This is a genomic window from Aromatoleum toluvorans, from assembly GCF_012910905.1.
In the GTDB taxonomy this organism is placed as follows: Bacteria; Pseudomonadota; Gammaproteobacteria; order Burkholderiales; family Rhodocyclaceae; genus Aromatoleum; species Aromatoleum toluvorans.
The window spans coordinates 204468-218881 of the sequence record NZ_WTVN01000002.1 but is presented as its reverse complement, the minus strand read 5'-3'; the positions used below and the strand labels follow the sequence as shown (position 1 = coordinate 218881).

Annotated in this window: 15 protein-coding genes and 1 pseudogene; 4 read left to right on the top strand and 12 right to left on the bottom strand. The window is 59.6% G+C overall.

Translation table 11 applies throughout. From position 1 onward, the window contains the following. Positions 1–73 precede the first annotated feature (73 nt). The gene (locus tag GPA22_RS23010; protein ID WP_343035933.1) at positions 74–1483 is read left to right on the top strand and encodes a helix-turn-helix domain-containing protein; all 1410 of its coding nucleotides are present in this window, start codon (positions 74–76) and stop codon (positions 1481–1483) included. Between the two features lie 183 nt (positions 1484–1666). Here GPA22_RS23010 and GPA22_RS02685 read toward each other — a convergent pair whose 3' ends face one another. From GPA22_RS02685 to GPA22_RS02665, 4 genes and pseudogenes are all read right to left on the bottom strand, one after another. Next, the gene (locus tag GPA22_RS02685) at positions 1667–1921 is read right to left on the bottom strand and encodes a type II toxin-antitoxin system prevent-host-death family antitoxin (protein WP_169254549.1); all 255 of its coding nucleotides are present in this window, start codon (positions 1919–1921) and stop codon (positions 1667–1669) included. A 93-nt stretch (positions 1922–2014) separates the two neighbouring features. Beyond that, positions 2015–2162: pseudogene (locus GPA22_RS02680) on the bottom strand (transposase domain-containing protein); the annotation flags it as partial. A 753-nt stretch (positions 2163–2915) separates the two neighbouring features. Next, a complete protein-coding gene (locus tag GPA22_RS02670; protein WP_169254548.1) occupies positions 2916–3338 on the bottom strand; it encodes a hypothetical protein in 423 nt (140 codons plus the stop codon). Between the two features lie 211 nt (positions 3339–3549). Continuing rightward, positions 3550–4407 carry a WYL domain-containing protein gene (locus GPA22_RS02665; protein WP_246264012.1) on the bottom strand — a complete coding sequence of 286 codons (858 nt, stop codon included), beginning with the start codon at positions 4405–4407 and terminating at the stop codon, positions 3550–3552. 344 nt (positions 4408–4751) lie between these two features. On the opposite strand from GPA22_RS02665, the gene GPA22_RS02660 reads away from it, so the two are divergent. Together GPA22_RS02660 and GPA22_RS02655 are read left to right on the top strand one after the other, a co-directional pair. Further along, positions 4752–6500: a ThiF family adenylyltransferase gene (locus tag GPA22_RS02660; protein WP_169254546.1), complete on the top strand. Its 1749-nt coding sequence runs from the start codon at positions 4752–4754 to the stop codon at positions 6498–6500. Continuing rightward, complete coding sequence (locus GPA22_RS02655) at positions 6497–7042, top strand: Mov34/MPN/PAD-1 family protein (RefSeq protein WP_169254545.1); 546 nt, start codon at positions 6497–6499, stop codon at positions 7040–7042. Before GPA22_RS02660 ends, GPA22_RS02655 begins: the two co-directional genes overlap by 4 nt. A gap of 427 nt (positions 7043–7469) precedes the next feature. Here the strand turns inward: GPA22_RS02655 and GPA22_RS02650 are convergent, their stop codons facing one another. The 8 genes from GPA22_RS02650 to GPA22_RS02615 form a co-directional block, all read right to left on the bottom strand. Further along, complete coding sequence (locus GPA22_RS02650) at positions 7470–8159, bottom strand: type II restriction endonuclease (RefSeq protein WP_211168885.1); 690 nt, start codon at positions 8157–8159, stop codon at positions 7470–7472. 86 nt (positions 8160–8245) lie between these two features. Then, complete coding sequence (locus GPA22_RS02645) at positions 8246–8620, bottom strand: hypothetical protein (RefSeq protein WP_169254544.1); 375 nt, start codon at positions 8618–8620, stop codon at positions 8246–8248. Between the two features lie 3 nt (positions 8621–8623). Then, a complete protein-coding gene (locus tag GPA22_RS02640) occupies positions 8624–9415 on the bottom strand; it encodes an HNH endonuclease (protein ID WP_169254543.1) in 792 nt (263 codons plus the stop codon). 276 nt (positions 9416–9691) lie between these two features. Next, positions 9692–10414: a DNA (cytosine-5-)-methyltransferase gene (gene dcm, locus GPA22_RS02635; protein WP_343035935.1), complete on the bottom strand. Its 723-nt coding sequence runs from the start codon at positions 10412–10414 to the stop codon at positions 9692–9694. 139 nt (positions 10415–10553) lie between these two features. Then, a complete protein-coding gene (locus GPA22_RS02630) occupies positions 10554–10703 on the bottom strand; it encodes a hypothetical protein (protein ID WP_169254542.1) in 150 nt (49 codons plus the stop codon). 364 nt (positions 10704–11067) lie between these two features. Then, positions 11068–12288 (bottom strand): type II toxin-antitoxin system HipA family toxin, encoded by a 1221-nt coding sequence (locus GPA22_RS02625; protein WP_169254541.1) that lies wholly within the window; start codon positions 12286–12288, stop codon positions 11068–11070. Further along, positions 12288–12653, bottom strand: a complete 366-nt coding sequence (locus GPA22_RS02620; RefSeq protein WP_169254540.1) for a helix-turn-helix domain-containing protein — start codon at positions 12651–12653, stop codon at positions 12288–12290. Before GPA22_RS02620 ends, GPA22_RS02625 begins: the two co-directional genes overlap by 1 nt. Before the next feature lie 102 nt (positions 12654–12755). Then, complete coding sequence (locus GPA22_RS02615) at positions 12756–13730, bottom strand: GlxA family transcriptional regulator (RefSeq protein ID WP_169254539.1); 975 nt, start codon at positions 13728–13730, stop codon at positions 12756–12758. A 105-nt stretch (positions 13731–13835) separates the two neighbouring features. On the opposite strand from GPA22_RS02615, the gene GPA22_RS02610 reads away from it, so the two are divergent. Beyond that, the gene (locus tag GPA22_RS02610) at positions 13836–14384 is read left to right on the top strand and encodes a cysteine hydrolase family protein (RefSeq protein ID WP_169254612.1); all 549 of its coding nucleotides are present in this window, start codon (positions 13836–13838) and stop codon (positions 14382–14384) included. Positions 14385–14414 lie beyond the last annotated feature (30 nt).

Sequence of the window (14414 nt, the reverse complement as noted above, 5' to 3'; positions counted from 1 at the left end):
CCACTCCCTGGATTGGAATCGAAGCGCGCTCCTTCGGTGTGTCTGTGGGGCACGCCTGCAAGAGGCACCGGCAGTGGCCGCAGGCGAAATCGAGACCATCTTCGCGACGTTACTCCGTGACCGTCTTACCGGCTGCGACGGTGGGCCGGAGCATTTGCAGTTTCTTCAGCTGGCACAACTGCATCGACTGGCCGTCTTTCTCGGGGCCTACGCGGATCCTGCTCCTGGACGGCGGATCCTGCTCAAAATCCCTCGCTTCGCCACGATGCAGGCAGTGCGTCCCATCGCCCACTATGCTGCCGAAACCTTGCTCGACTGGCCCGACGGTTTCCACCGCCTGCTTCGAAATTTGCGAGCGCGACGGCAGGAGAACGTCCGCCGCGGCAATCAGTTCATCGGACAGTTTGGTAGTTTCTATTCATTCATGTTTGAGCAGTTCTCCCAACCGGAATTTAGCGCCATCATTTACGCCTTCGAGGCGTATATCGCGGAGAACTGGCCCCGGCCGCTGACGAATCGAAACAAGCTTCTATCAAAGGATCTCCGTCAGAAACACATCTGGATTCCCGCTAAGGAGGCGGCTCATGTCCTCGCCACCAGCCCGAGAAAGCTCGCACTGCTGCACAAGGCCGGTCGCATCGCGGGGCATGTCATGGCGACACCAGGGGGACGCAAGATGCTTTGCATCGATCGCCGGGAGCTATCCCAGATCGCCGATTCGCTGCGCGAAACGGTGGATCTTCGATCCGCGGCCCAGCTCCTTGGCCTACAGAGGCGCAGGGTCTCCCAGCTGATTGAGCATCGCCTGCTAGGACCCGCCATTGCACCGAAAGCACACAGATCTTCCAGTTGGATCCTTTCCCGCTCGTTTCTTGAGAACCTGCTGGTACTGGGTTCCAACCTTCCCGATTGGCACGAGAACACGGACCGCCTTGGCCTCAGCCTTAACGATGCCCTACGCTTCGTCCTGCACCGAGAATCCCTTTTCCCCAATCTCATCCTGAGCGTCATCGAGGGGGAAATGCTGCCCATCGCGGCTATCGCCGATCGTGCGGGGATGGGAGCATGGGTTTTCGATCGCGAAGAGCTTACGGATTGGAGAGATCGACAACTTGAAACGCTCCGCGAAGAAGCCTTGACCGTTCCCGAGGCTGCTCGCAGGCTCGGGCTAAAGCAGGAGACTGCCTATCATCTGCTGGCTCGTGGGATACTCCCCTTCACGGTTGACCCAGACACCGATCAGCGCTTGATCAGGAAGTCTGAGTTGGACGGCTTTCGCGAGAGCTACGTCTTGGGTTCCCAGATCGCATTAGAACTGAACCTAAGTCCGAGACGGGTAATCCAGATCCTAGAGAAGCTGGGAATCTTCGCTGTTTGCGGCCCTGCTATCGACGGCAGCCGCCAATACCTCTACCGGCGAGACACTGCGTTACAGGCTGTCGTTGAAGCACTGTGGAGAGACGCGGAGAGATTGCCTTCCTAGCACTCAAGCTACTGTGGTGGTGATTAAGCCCCCTCGGACAACAGTAGAGCGAGTGGGCTGCTGCTGGTTTCATCTTCCCATCTTAACAAGATGTTCGTGAAACCGGCAGCAGCCCAGTTCTGGTCAACTTTGCCGGCGCGTACCTTCCGGCGCTCGGACACGGTTAGTTGTCGAGCACGCACATCATGAAAGGTCCGCCGACCGGATTTCGATGCGTACGCGCGGCGGCTCGAACTCGATGTCTTCAACGCCTGGCATGGCTAGTGCGTCGGCGATATTGCGCCGCTGCTTGGTGAGCCGTTGGTACTCCTCGAACGTCAGCAGAACGTGCGCTGGCTTGCCGCGGTCCGTGATGAACACGGGACCCTGCTCAGCGGCCCTCTTGGCGCGGCTTACATCCTGGTTGAATTCCCGACTTGATAGGGTCGTGATGGTCACGGCATCACCTCTGTCAGAACATGAGAGTAAGTATGTTGCTACATATGGTTCGAATTACGTAAGCCTCCGGCCAACCCGTCTTGACGCGGCTGTTCAGCAGTTCGACGGCTGCCAGCGATGGGGCAGCAGCTCGGCCATGCGGCTGTGAGACTGGCTGGGTAGGCGAGCGAGGGTCCTTCAGATATGCGAAGGGCTCGTGGCCGTTCAAGCGCGCGGACTGGATGAGGCTCATGATCGCGGCGATATCTACCTGGCGTCGCTCGATCCGACCGCGGGATGCGAGCGGCATGGCACGCGGAGGACAGGCGTCGTCCGCTGCGACCACCCGCGCGCGTTCGATCTCGACTCTCGGCGCGGTCGCAAGTTGGAGAGCGTTCTGAGTGTGGTCACCGGAAATGATGCTTCTGGTCGGGATTCTGGTCACGAAAGATGATGGCAGCGAAACCAATCTGCTGATTACATGAGGTAATCGAGCTTCGTGATGGACTTTTGGACTTCCATTGCTGACCGAGACCAAAATTCGGTCTCGAAAAATGAGGTTTTCTAGGAATCAAGTACTTGCGGACGACTGCAAGCCCGCCCTCGCCGAAAATGAACACGTTTCCCTCGATTTGGGTGGCGAAATTCTTGTGTCGGTTCCGAAAATATGCACCGTACAAGCGCGTTGGCATAGATTTGCTGGAGAGGGGTCAAGGGCGCAGGCCGACGGCCTGCGGCGAAGCGTTACCCTTGACGCCTTGGAGGCAAACCACGCTATCGGCGCTGGGCCAGGCGTTACAAGCCTGGCCCGGCTGCCTCACGGCGAGTGCGGGGTTTGGGGCGGAGCCCCAAGGAGGTGATACCTGCCAACTGGGCTCAGGAGACCCTCAATTTTCGTGATCATCAGACCATCAGATTGCTTGGCCATGCTCAGCGTTCCGTCCGAGATCGTCGACGAGGTGCTGGCGAGTCGCCCAATCGAACTCTAGACCTGCAGCAGGCAGCCGCCGGCCCGTCAATTTCCGAGATCCGGAAGTGGAATAAAGGGGCTGTTTTGCCGAAGCGCCCTTGCTTGCTCAGAATCTTCCCCAAGACGTGCGCACAGTACACCGAGCCCACTCGCGAGAAGTTCTCGCCACGCTTCAATGTAGTAGCGGCTGCAGAGTCGCTCACGCTCCCAGCGCTCGACCCGGCTATGCGCCGCGTCGAGCAGCAACATCCTTTGACGAGGGTCTTGCAGCAACGCGGCAATCGCCACGTGCTCAGCCAAGCGACGGCGATCAACCTCGCGCTGGTGCTCACGCGCTAGACGGCGCAATTCGACCTTGAGGGCGATCTTCTGCCCGGAAAGCAGGACGTGCTCGCCCTCGCGCCAGTCGCCGCAGACTGTGGTGTCTGCCGTTACACCGGCCGCGTGAAGAACACCTGCCACTTCCATTAGGTCGGTTCGCTCAACGCACTGACCGTCGTCCAAGTCGGCCCTAAAGCCCGTTTCAGTCAGTCGGGCTTTTGCCCCTTTCATCGCCACTACCTCACGCAACCCACGGTACAAGCCTAAGTCGACGCTGACCGACGCGCTACAAGAGGACCGGCTTCACCCTTACAACGTGCCCGCCCCTCAGGTCCGAATCAGGCCTACTTGCAGTTGGTCAGCTCAACTCCTGTTCAAACGCCCAATTTGGTACTCCAGCCTCCCGCAGATCCCTCTTGTTATCCAGGAAAAGCTGCTGAGCTTTCGGATCGCCGGTCGCCTCATCAGAGAAATCGATGTGCCAATGCCTGAGAAAGTACCCAACCAAGCACGCTCGCAACGTCACATACTTGGCGCCGTCAGTGATTCCGTAATCCAACGAGATCGTCTCGGGATGCTTAGCCTTCGGATGCGGCACTAGTCTTAGCCGAACCTCCGTATTCCATTCCCTATCTTCGTTAAGGCTTACGTCTGACGGGTCACTCACGCTGACAGTACTGAAACGCGCCAGGTTGTAGTCCCGAAACTCATCGTGCTCATGCGCGAAGCACCGGATGTGCCAACGCAAACCATCATTAACTAGGGCGACGGGCGACAGCACACGTTCCCGGGCCCCCGTCGAAAGCGATCCATACCGAACAGCCATCTTTCGCCGCTGGTAGATGCATCGCGTGATCGCCGCTACAACCGACAACGGGACATCTCGCTTGATGCTGGAATTCACCCAGCTAGGCAGTCGCCTTGCGTGCTCCGTATCCATTGCGATCGCCCGCTCTCCCGCCAGGGAATAGAGCGCTTGCTCCGGGTCGTGCTCGAAATAGGGTTCTCCTTCGCCGAGGACATAGCACTTCTGCCGCAGGTCATAGCGCAGCATCCCTGGTACCAGCTCCGCGTACAGGGAAAGATCCTTAGTAGCAGCTGGCTCGCTGATGCCGAAGCGGGAGACCAGGTCCTTTCGACTGACCTGGCCGACGAAGAGCGCCAAGAACTCTATGTAGAACAGCCGCTCACGCTGAATGTCTCGCTGGGGACCCATCACGCCGATGTCTTCTGAAGGTTCCTCATTGTACCGAACAGTTGTAGAAAGTGTGATGCCACACTTTATATGATGTGATAAAAAGTAGTTGTATTTTACTTACCCATGTATATAGTGTGGTCTTGCGCCGTTGGCAGTCGACCGCGACCGCCTTCTTCAACACGTCCGGCGACTTCCTTTATGGCCGGGCTCTTTCACGAGGAATCGTCCAATGAATCAAGGCAATAAACCCGATCATCCCCAGAGGCCGGAACACCCGGACGTCCCGCCCGGGCCGCCCAGCAATCGCCCGAACCCCGGGCACGGCGCGCCTAAGCCCCCGGGCCATCGGCCGGTCGGCTGATATGGAGACCTGGTGGGGTCGCTATCCCGAAGCACTTGAGGCTGAGAAAACGGCTCTCAGTGCTTTGGGCTATCCGTGGAGTGTGGACGAGGCCGCTCGGCAAGCGGGCCGACTCATCATCCGAGTTCAGGTCCCGAACGAAGGGGACACGCTGAATCTCGTGGCCGAGTACCCGGACACGTTTCCGTATTTCCCGCCTCAGGTGGTTCTTGATGGCCCAGGGCTCAGTCGCCACCATCATCCGCTGGGCAAGAACTTGTGCTTGCTGGCCAGGGGTGGGGAGGATTGGCAACCTGGCGAGGACACGCTCGCTGTGCTCCTTCGAGACCAACTACCTCGTCTGCAAGCCATCAACGCCGCAGAACTCTCTTCGGCCTTTGTTGCCGAGAACGAGGATCACGTCGGAGAACCCTTCTCTTCGTTCCTGCCGTATCCGCCAAACTGTACGATCATCGTGCCCGACCAGGCTCCACCGCCGGAGCATGCTTCGGGGCGGCTTGCGCTAAAAGTTCGCCCCGTACCAAAGCAGTTGGCCGATACCCCCTTCATCAACGGAGTAGTGCAGACGGTCACCGACCTTAAACGCAGACCGTTGGTCGAATTCTCCACCACGGTTCCGGCGTTTTCTGAGGCGCTTACCGGTTTCTGGATGCGTCTACCGGACCGCCCTCGTCCAAGCGATGGGCTGAGGTTCGAGAAGTACTTTCTCGATCTCATGACGACCAACGTCCCGGAGTTCAAGAAGGCACTAGAAACAGCAAGGCGCGGCCAAGTCCTTGTCGCTGGCTTCGTCTATCCGGACGAAACGGCGTGGCGGCGCAGTTCTGACGACTGGGTTTTCCTCGCAGTGAGGGTTCACCGGGAAGCAAAGGGCACGCGCCCAGCGCTCGTGCAACAACAGTTCATTCCTGCGAACTGGGGAGGTGAAGAAGCCTGGATGCGACGTGCTCCAGCCCTTCGACCGCTCCGAACCAAGTCTGCGTTGGTGGTCGGCTTGGGCAGTCTGGGTTCGCCGCTGGCGCTACAACTGGCCCGTGCAGGAATACAGCAGCTATACCTCGTCGATTGTGACGAACTCCAGGTCGGCAACACGATTCGCTGGGCGCTCGGCTGGCAGCACGCCGGGTTTGCCAAGGTTTCAGCACTGGACGAGCACCTACGGAACGAGTATCCCTATACGAACGTCACCTCGTACTACGCAAGGATAGGCGTACCTTCCCAGCCGAACGACATCTTCTTCTCCGACTACGACCTCATTCGCTCGGTCGGCGAGAAGGTGGATCTGATCATCGACGCTGCGGCAACCCACCGCGTCAGTCATTTCCTAGCTGATCTCGCGCAAGAACTTCGCAAGCCGTACCTATGGTTGACTACAACCCACGGCGCCGCAGGGGGGGTGGTGGGAAGGATTCTCCCAGGGAAAACGGCGGGCTGCTGGCACTGCTTTCAACGCAATTTGGCCGACAACTCCATGCGCCTTCCTGCCGACACCGGTTCGGACGAGATCCAACCGGGCGGCTGCTCGCAACCCACGTTTATCGGTGCAGGAATCGATAGTGACGAGGTCGCACTGCTCGCCTCACGTCTTGCCGTGGCTACGCTCTGTTCCGGCCAACCCGGCGGCTACTCAGACTTTGCTTGGGACGTTGCTGTCGGAGACTTCACCCGCGGCGATGCTTCTATCGTCCCGGAGTGGACGCCCTACCCACTGTTGGTCAATCCAACCTGCCCCGCATGTAATCCCGGATGAACCCGCTCTGGATCAGCGATACCGCGTTCCAGGAAATGATCACCGAAGCAGATCGCGCTTATCCTTTGGAAACAGGTGGGGTGTTGGTCGGGTATTTCGCAGAAAATGGCGAGCCAGTCGTGTTTGTCGCGGTGGGCCCTGGCCCCTCCGCGATGCATCGGCGTCATCGCTTCAAGCCTGATCATGCATGGCAATGTCGTCAGCTAGACATCATTTTTGACCGATCGTCAGGCTTGTTCGCATACTTGGGGGACTGGCACACACATCCGGACGCTTCGCCTCGGATGAGTTGGCTCGACCAGCGCACCCTCCGGTCGATCGCCCGGCATCCGCAGGCGCGCGTCCGATGTCCTTTGATGTTGATCGGTGGTGGATCTCCGCAGCAAAGGGAATGGGTATGTCATCAGTACAAAGGAGAACGAGTTCTGGGATTGATCACTGCCAGCGGGGAGCGAAACGTCAGAACATTCCACTCCACGTCCCACCTCATGGAACAGGGCTTCGAGCCGACGGCGACCGCTGCGGAAACGGACGTGTACTGACACCCAACACTCACCGCGACAAAGCAGAGCGACAACGCGCGCGTGAGACCGGCCCTCATTCCGTGAGACTCTAGACCCTGATTTCTCAGTGGTTGTAGGTTTCTTTCATGTTTTGTGAGACGGTTGGATGCAGGATTCTCACAGATCACGAAAAGGCGCGCGCCACCGTCAGGGCTCGTTTTCACGTATTGTGGGAACCTACAGAGATTTGACGTCGGGCAACGCAGTAAATGAAAAAAGCTCCGGAAGGAGCTTTTTTCATTTGAAGTCGGGCGCGTCGATTGACTGGAACTCGGCCAATGCTGTCGGCCAGCCTGCAGCGAGTGAGCGGCAGCTTTCATTTCGAAGGAGCTGCCGAGAGCGACCAATCCCTGTCCTCCAAAAATCGAGCTTGGCCCCTTTTCGCCTCGAGAAGCCCGCAAGGCCTTTAAACAAATGAGGCATTCTTTACCTCATCAATGAAGCCGGTGACATCTAGGAGATTTTCAGCTTGTGTCGTAGTAAAAGACGAGTGCAGTACACGCGGTAAGACAAGTTGCAAATGTGCTGCCTTCATTTCATCTGTTTGCGGCACGCTTATTGCGGGTTCTAGGGTGATCAGATGTTTGCGTTTGATGCGGTGGGCTTCTGCAAGTACTTGCCGCCACCGATCCTTGCAGGTTGTCTTGGCCCCAAGCACAATCAGGTGATCAGCGGGGAATTCAGGGTCGTGGTAGCAACTAAAGCTCGGGAACAGGAAGTCTGGTCTGGAATTGTTTTCCGTGACCCTTCCTTTTCCCTTTGAACGTTCGAACTTCAGACTATTCGTGGCAAAAAGGGCCTCCAGATGTCCTTCGAATGCATGCCCGACTCGCGATTTCCGACGGTTCTGGACACTTAGCGAATAGCTGATGAACGCGTCGACGTCATCGCCATCATCGCCGAATCCTTGACGCAGGCGCTGTTGAACAATGTGGCGTTCGTATGTCCGGAACAGGAACTCCTCATGTTCCATCCAGGCCATCAATGTGTCATCAGGGTCCTTGATCGGGTCAATCTCCTGAGGAAGCGTGTCGCGAGCAAACGCAGAAAATGCCGCGGTCGCCGGGAATTCGTGGCCACCGAACCTGTGAATCAAGGTATCGAGCCAATTTGTGGTTTCAATCTCCTATTCAGCCGTTATTAAGTCAAGGCCCTCCGCAGCAGTCACCCAAAGTCAGCCGGCTAACCGTGAGGCCAGTTACAAGACAGAGTTTCGTCCCAACGCTTGACACTTACGATCCTCTCTAACAACAGTTTCGCGCCCCCCCACACTGGCATGGTATTCACGTCCTGATCGGTGGCGTTACGAACGGCACTAAATTCGTGCCACGTGTGATCGGATTCGTTCGGAGAGCCATCCGTTCCCCATAACTGCTCGGCAACGGAAGGAACACCAAGCTGCTCAGCGATGAAGTATTCCCCGGCAGAAAATTTTTCACGCATCTGCTCAATTTCGCGATCGGTAAGGTTGCCCCTGAGAAGAAGCTCGCCCCAAGCCTTGTAGTTCCCGCTGTCCCGGTACAAATACTCGAATACCGAAAAATCGGATGCATCCATGGTTCATCTCCGTTGGCTATCGACGAAAACATCAGACCGGTGACGACGCACGAACGTCAGATCCGGAGTGAAGCGTTCGGGCATCTCGATCAGGCGTCCATCGAGGGGGATGATGACTTGATTGAGGAACGCCTCGTCGCGCCGCTTAAGTTCATCCGACACCATGATCCGCAAGTCATCCGACAGTGTAAGCAGGCCTAGATCGAAAGCCTTATCGTGTATCGCAGAGAGACACAAACCGTTACTCGGGTTCAAACGGTTCGCCCTGTCCTTGCTCCACGGAACGATGTGGCTTGCGACCAACAATCGCGGCTCGGAAAGATTCGACATACAACATCGGCCGCGGTAACTGCTCAGGACGGCTCTGCGGAAAAAGTCTTGCTTGATGCGCCGCTCCGTCATGACTTGTCTGGTTTCGCCGGTGAAATCCGCCATTCCGCCGGATGCGATATCGCTGTCGGCACTCACGCTTACTGTGCCCTGACCGGGGCGAATTGCCTCTCGTAGGCGCGAGCATTCCAACGCCAGCCCCTCCCAATCGGCATGAAACTCGTCCCAAACCTCGCGATCCGCGCTCGACGCATTGCCGAGGCCCTTGCGGCCGCTGCCAGTGATCGCGGGATCGAGGCTCGCGAAATTGACGAGCTTCATTGCGACAGCGGACGGCGTACGCTCGATCAGTTCGGCCAATTGGGCAATTTCGGGAGTTCGGTAATGCAGTTTGCCGAATGGGATCTGGCAATACAGATGAAAAGCGAGCTTGAGTTGCTCCTTGGTCCAACGGCCACTACTCATGATGTCCTTCGGTAGCGTAACAGGCATCTGCACCGGTGCGCCCTCGCGTACGGGTACATAAGAACCTATGAGTTTAGCCGACCACGCCGTCATTGGGGTACGACTGTGGCATCCGACAGCAGCCGGCATGCCTGACTATCCGACACCGGAATCCTGAGCGTTATCGGAGAAAGCCCTTCCGCGCGCGCGCACGCGGGTCAGGCGCCGCGGGTTCGAGCCTTCTCCATGCCATACGAGAATCTCGGAGCCGTCCTTGTAATAGCGTGCCGAAAGGGTTCAGGCGATGCTGTTCGGATAGACAAGGCCGAATCCGAAGCCGTTGCCAGCCGCCTTGTGCTTCGCTGCATAGTTCTGCAGATACTTCCAGAGCTTGTCCGTCAGGGTGTACTTTGCAGGCACGCGCCCGTTGCCATGGTCGAAATAGTTGTTGCCGTCCGCCTCGATCCACGGTTCGGTGCCGTCGGTCTTATGCAGTATGTGACTGATAACGGTTCGTCCCTTGGGTGGGAGGGGGACCGCATCGAAGTCGAAAGGGACATACTCGCGAAATCCGACGATGATGATCCGCTCGCGGTGCTGTGGAGTGAAGTGGGCACCGTCAATTATGCGGTAGTGGATGTGATAGCCGAGGTCCTGCAGGGAGCGGCGAATCACGTCGAAGGTACGCCCCTTGTCGTGCGAGGTCAGGTTCTTCACGTTCTCTAGCAGAAAGGCGCGCGGGCGCTTCTTCTCGATGATGCGGCAGACATCAAAGAACAGAGTGCCCTGCGTTTCGTCGTGGAAACCGTGCGCGCGGCCAAGTGCATTCTTCTTGCTCACACCTGCAATCGAAAATGGCTGACAGGGGAAGCCGGCGAGCAGTACGTCGTGGTCGGGTACACACTCGGCCTCAATCTTCGTGATATCGCCCGCGATGAGGTGGCCGTCATGAAAGTTCTCAGCGTAGGTCTTCTGCGCATAGCTATCCCACTCGCTTGTGAATACGCACCGACCTCCAATACCTTCAAAGGCGGCACGGATGCCACCGATGCCAGCGAATAGATCGATGAATCGGAAGCCTGAGCTGTCCGCCTTTGGAGCGCCGAAGGGCAGGAAAAGCTGCCGTAAAGCGTGGGCGGCGTACGGCTTGGGTTGGGTTTCACGAGCTTCCCAGCGGCGGATGGTTTTTTACGTCGACGTCCAGGAACTTCGCGATCTCGGCTTGAGTGTGATGCTGGCGGGCAACAGCCAGGTACTGAAATACAGCATCGATATCCATGTCTGGTCCGGTCCGCAGTTCCGTCACCATGTTCGCTACCTTGTTAGCCGTTGGGAACAGTAGCGGACACCACGCCCTCTTTTGATGCCCAGCAAGCCTATTCTTCAACCCCTTGATTTGTATATATTTACAGCATGCAAATCAAGAGAGGTACGTCGATGTGGGACGTGGCTATGAGAGCGAGCACCAGATCACGCGAGTCGGTTGTGATCGGGTAAGCGTGAAAAGGGGCCAAACCCGATTTTCCGGAGTACAGGATTGGTGCTCGATAGTTCCACCGAAATGAAAGCCCCCGTTTAGGCCCGAAGCGCGCTTAGCGACCGCATTTGACCAGATCGCAGCTGGTCGGTCAGCAGTACCTCTCCGACCATTCAGACTGATCAGCAGGCGCAACCTACAACGCTCGCCGCTGCTCCAGCAGGAATGGCCGGTCGATATGCTCGGCCAGTTCCTCAATAACCGCCTCCGAAACCCCCTGCGCGACAAAATGCGCGCGCCAGTCGTCGACGACCCGCGCCACCCTGCAGGCTTCCGCCAATGCCCCCTGTGGCGTCAGCCAGTAATGCGCAGCCGCGCTCAGCGCGTTCTCGATCGACGATTGCGCGCCCTGCGTTCCGACCGCCATCGCCTGGTAGCCCAGCGAATGGCCGATGGGCAGGACGTCGAACGCCGGCGCCAGGACGTATTGCTGGTTCGCCCGGACCAGCAATACGTGGTTCTTCTCGTGGTCGTCGGTGTTGTCGATGAGGATGTTGAACACCAGGCGCCGGAATAGCTCGTGCATCTGGGCACGGTTGGACTCGGCCACGCCGCGCCGCCGGAGCAGAAGGGCGAGGTTGGGGTAGGACGCTTCGACGCCTGCCGCCTTCAGGGCGACGTTCGCGGACAGGGCGTGCACACGGCATCCCGACTCGCGGTCGAAACGACGGATCGCGACGGCGGCGCCGTTCCTGAACCGGACGGGCCTTGTCTCGGCGACGGTGATCCCGGCTTTCGCGGCCAGCGTCATCGCCGCATGCTCGATCAGGGGCTCTTCCGGCCGGTCATCCTCGGCGAACTTGAGCACCCACTCCGCGCCTTCCAGCTGAAGCAAGGCCTTCGGGCGGGCGCCGCCCATCGTGACGCCGGGGGCGATCAGTTTCCTTTGAGCTTCGTCGATCGGCTCCCTGGCCAGCACGCGACGGACGACCTCGTGCACGGCATCGACGTCGGCGAGTTTCGGCAAGGGGCCGATTTGACGGGGGAGATAGGCGGATTGGGAACTCGACACACCCAGCGCGCCGAAGCGGTCGTCGCCGGCGTAGTACAGGAACTCCAGGAGGGACAGCCGCGGTGGGCGGTCCACGAGGCGGATCACGCGCTCGCCCCAGCGGTCCGGCCGGGCATCGTCGACGGCGCCGGCAGCGGTGTCCTTTTCCTTCGGGAAGTGCTCGATGTCGCGGAGGGGAAGGTCCTCGCTGAGCGCAAAGCCGTGCCTGAGCCAGGACGCGGCGTAGCGCAGGGAGACGGCGCGGCGACCCATGACCAGATTGAGTTCCCCGACCAGGACGGGGACTTCCGGATTGCCCAGATACCAAAGATGGAGCGTATCGGGCAGCGGTGCGGCCGGGCTCATCAGATCCCTTCCTTCTTGCCCGCGAGTACCGCGCGCGCGCTTCGCGTCCGGGTCGCACGCAGGCGGCTCGCCTGACGGACGTCGGACTCCAGCGCCCGCAGGTCCTTGCCCGGCTCGGCGAGCTCGGCAAGACCGCCGGATAGCCCGAGCAGCCAGAGCGCAGTGGCATAGACACCCATCCTGACGGTGGGATCGCCTTGTTCGAGGCGGATCAGCGTCGGGACCGACACCCCCAGGCGTCCCGCCCATTGCTTCTGGGATTCCTTGCGGCGCAGGCGTGCCAGCGCAAGCTGCTCGCCCAGCGTCTGCAGCGAGGCCGTCACTTCGGGAGGCAGGGAGTCGAGGGCGAGGGAGGATTTCGACATCACATACACTTTATCTGAGCGGCCGATTTATCAAAGTATATGTTACGTCGTGGCTTTATCAACCCGGCAAATGGGAGAGCGTTGGTTCTCAAGGCACTCCCATCATCCGGCACTGAAGCGCCGACGATACTCGCCGGGGCTGAGGCCCACGATCCGCGTGAAAACCTTGCGAAAAGCCCCGGGGTCCCCGTAGCCGACCTCCCAGGCGACCCGCTCGATCGGCAGGCGGCTGGCCTGCAGCATCTCGCGCGCGCGGCCCACGCGCAGGCGCTGACAGTACTCCGTGCTCGTCATGCCGGTAGCCTTCTGGAAGCGTCGCAGAAAGGTGCGTTCCTCCATGCCGGCGCGCTGTGCGAGCTCGGCGAGGGTCACGTCCCTGGCGCCTGTCTCGTGAAGCCAGTGTTGCACGGCGAGCACGGCGGAGTCGCCGTGTGCCAGCCGTGGCGCGAAGGCGCTGTAATAGCGTTGCTGGCGTCCCGGCGGATCGACCAGGAGCATCTTTGCGGTGTCGATCATGAGCGCGGCGCCCAGATAGCGATCCACCAGCCGCAGTCCCAGGTCCGTCCACGCCATGACGCCGCCGGCGGTGATGATGTCGTCGGCATCGATGATGAGCTGGTCGATGTCCAGATGGACGTCCGGAAAGCGGGCCCGGAAACGCTCCTCATAGTGCCAGTGAGTGGTGATGGTGCGCCCGGCGAGCAGGCCGGTTTCGCCGAGCAGGAAGGCGCCGGCGCACACGGACGCCAGCGTGACTCCGTCGCGGTGCTGCGCCCGCAACCAGTCGATGTACGGTGCCGCCGACGCGGTCGAGACGGGCTCTTCCAGACTGGGTGGCAGGATCAACACCTTCAACGTACTGCAGGCATCGGGATGGGAATCCTGGACGCGCACCGGCGCGCCATCGCCGGCCTGCCGTTGCCAGTGGCTGACACGCAGTACCGGCATGCGGGGTGTTCTCCGATCGCCGGCGATTCGCTGCGCGGAAACGAACAGGTCGGTGAGGCCGAGCGCCGCCGCCATTTGCGCACCGGGGTAAAGCAGGATGCCGATCTCGATGATGTGCTCAGCCGGCATGTGTCGATATCACCTTCGAAGATGTCGTTAGCGCCACTTACCAGCATGCCGCTCATGGACAAAGATATCCATACCCTTTCTCGCAGTACTTTCAACGGAGCCATCATGAGCAAGCGCGCTGTGGTCGTCATCGACCTGCAAAACGAATATTCGCCGTCGGGCAAGCTGCCCCTGACCGGTATCGAGGCGGCCGTCGCCAATGCCGCGAAAGTGATCGCCGATGCCCGCGCCCGCGGGATTCCCGTCATTCATGTCCGCCACGAGTTCGCCCGGGGGGAGAAGCCGGTCTTCGTTCCCGGCTCGAGCGGGGCGGAAATCCAGGCCGAGGTTGCGCCTCTGGAAGGCGAGCCCGTCATCGTGAAGAACCACGTCAATTCATTCCGCGAAACGGAGCTCGAGCGCCTGCTCGACGAGCGGGACGTGCAGGAGGTGGTCGTCGTCGGCGCGATGAGCCACATGTGTGTCGATGCGGCTGTACGCGCGGCGGCGGATCTGGGCTATTCCGTCAGCGTGATCCACGACGCCTGCGCGACCCTCGACCTGGAGTTCGGTGGCGTGAAGGTGCCGGCAGTACAGGTGCATGCAGCCATGATGGCCGCCCTGGCGTTTGCCTACGCCACCCTCAAGTCGACCGAGGAGTATCTGGCCGGCTGAAGTCCGGCGAAGTGACGGCTTCAGGAACAG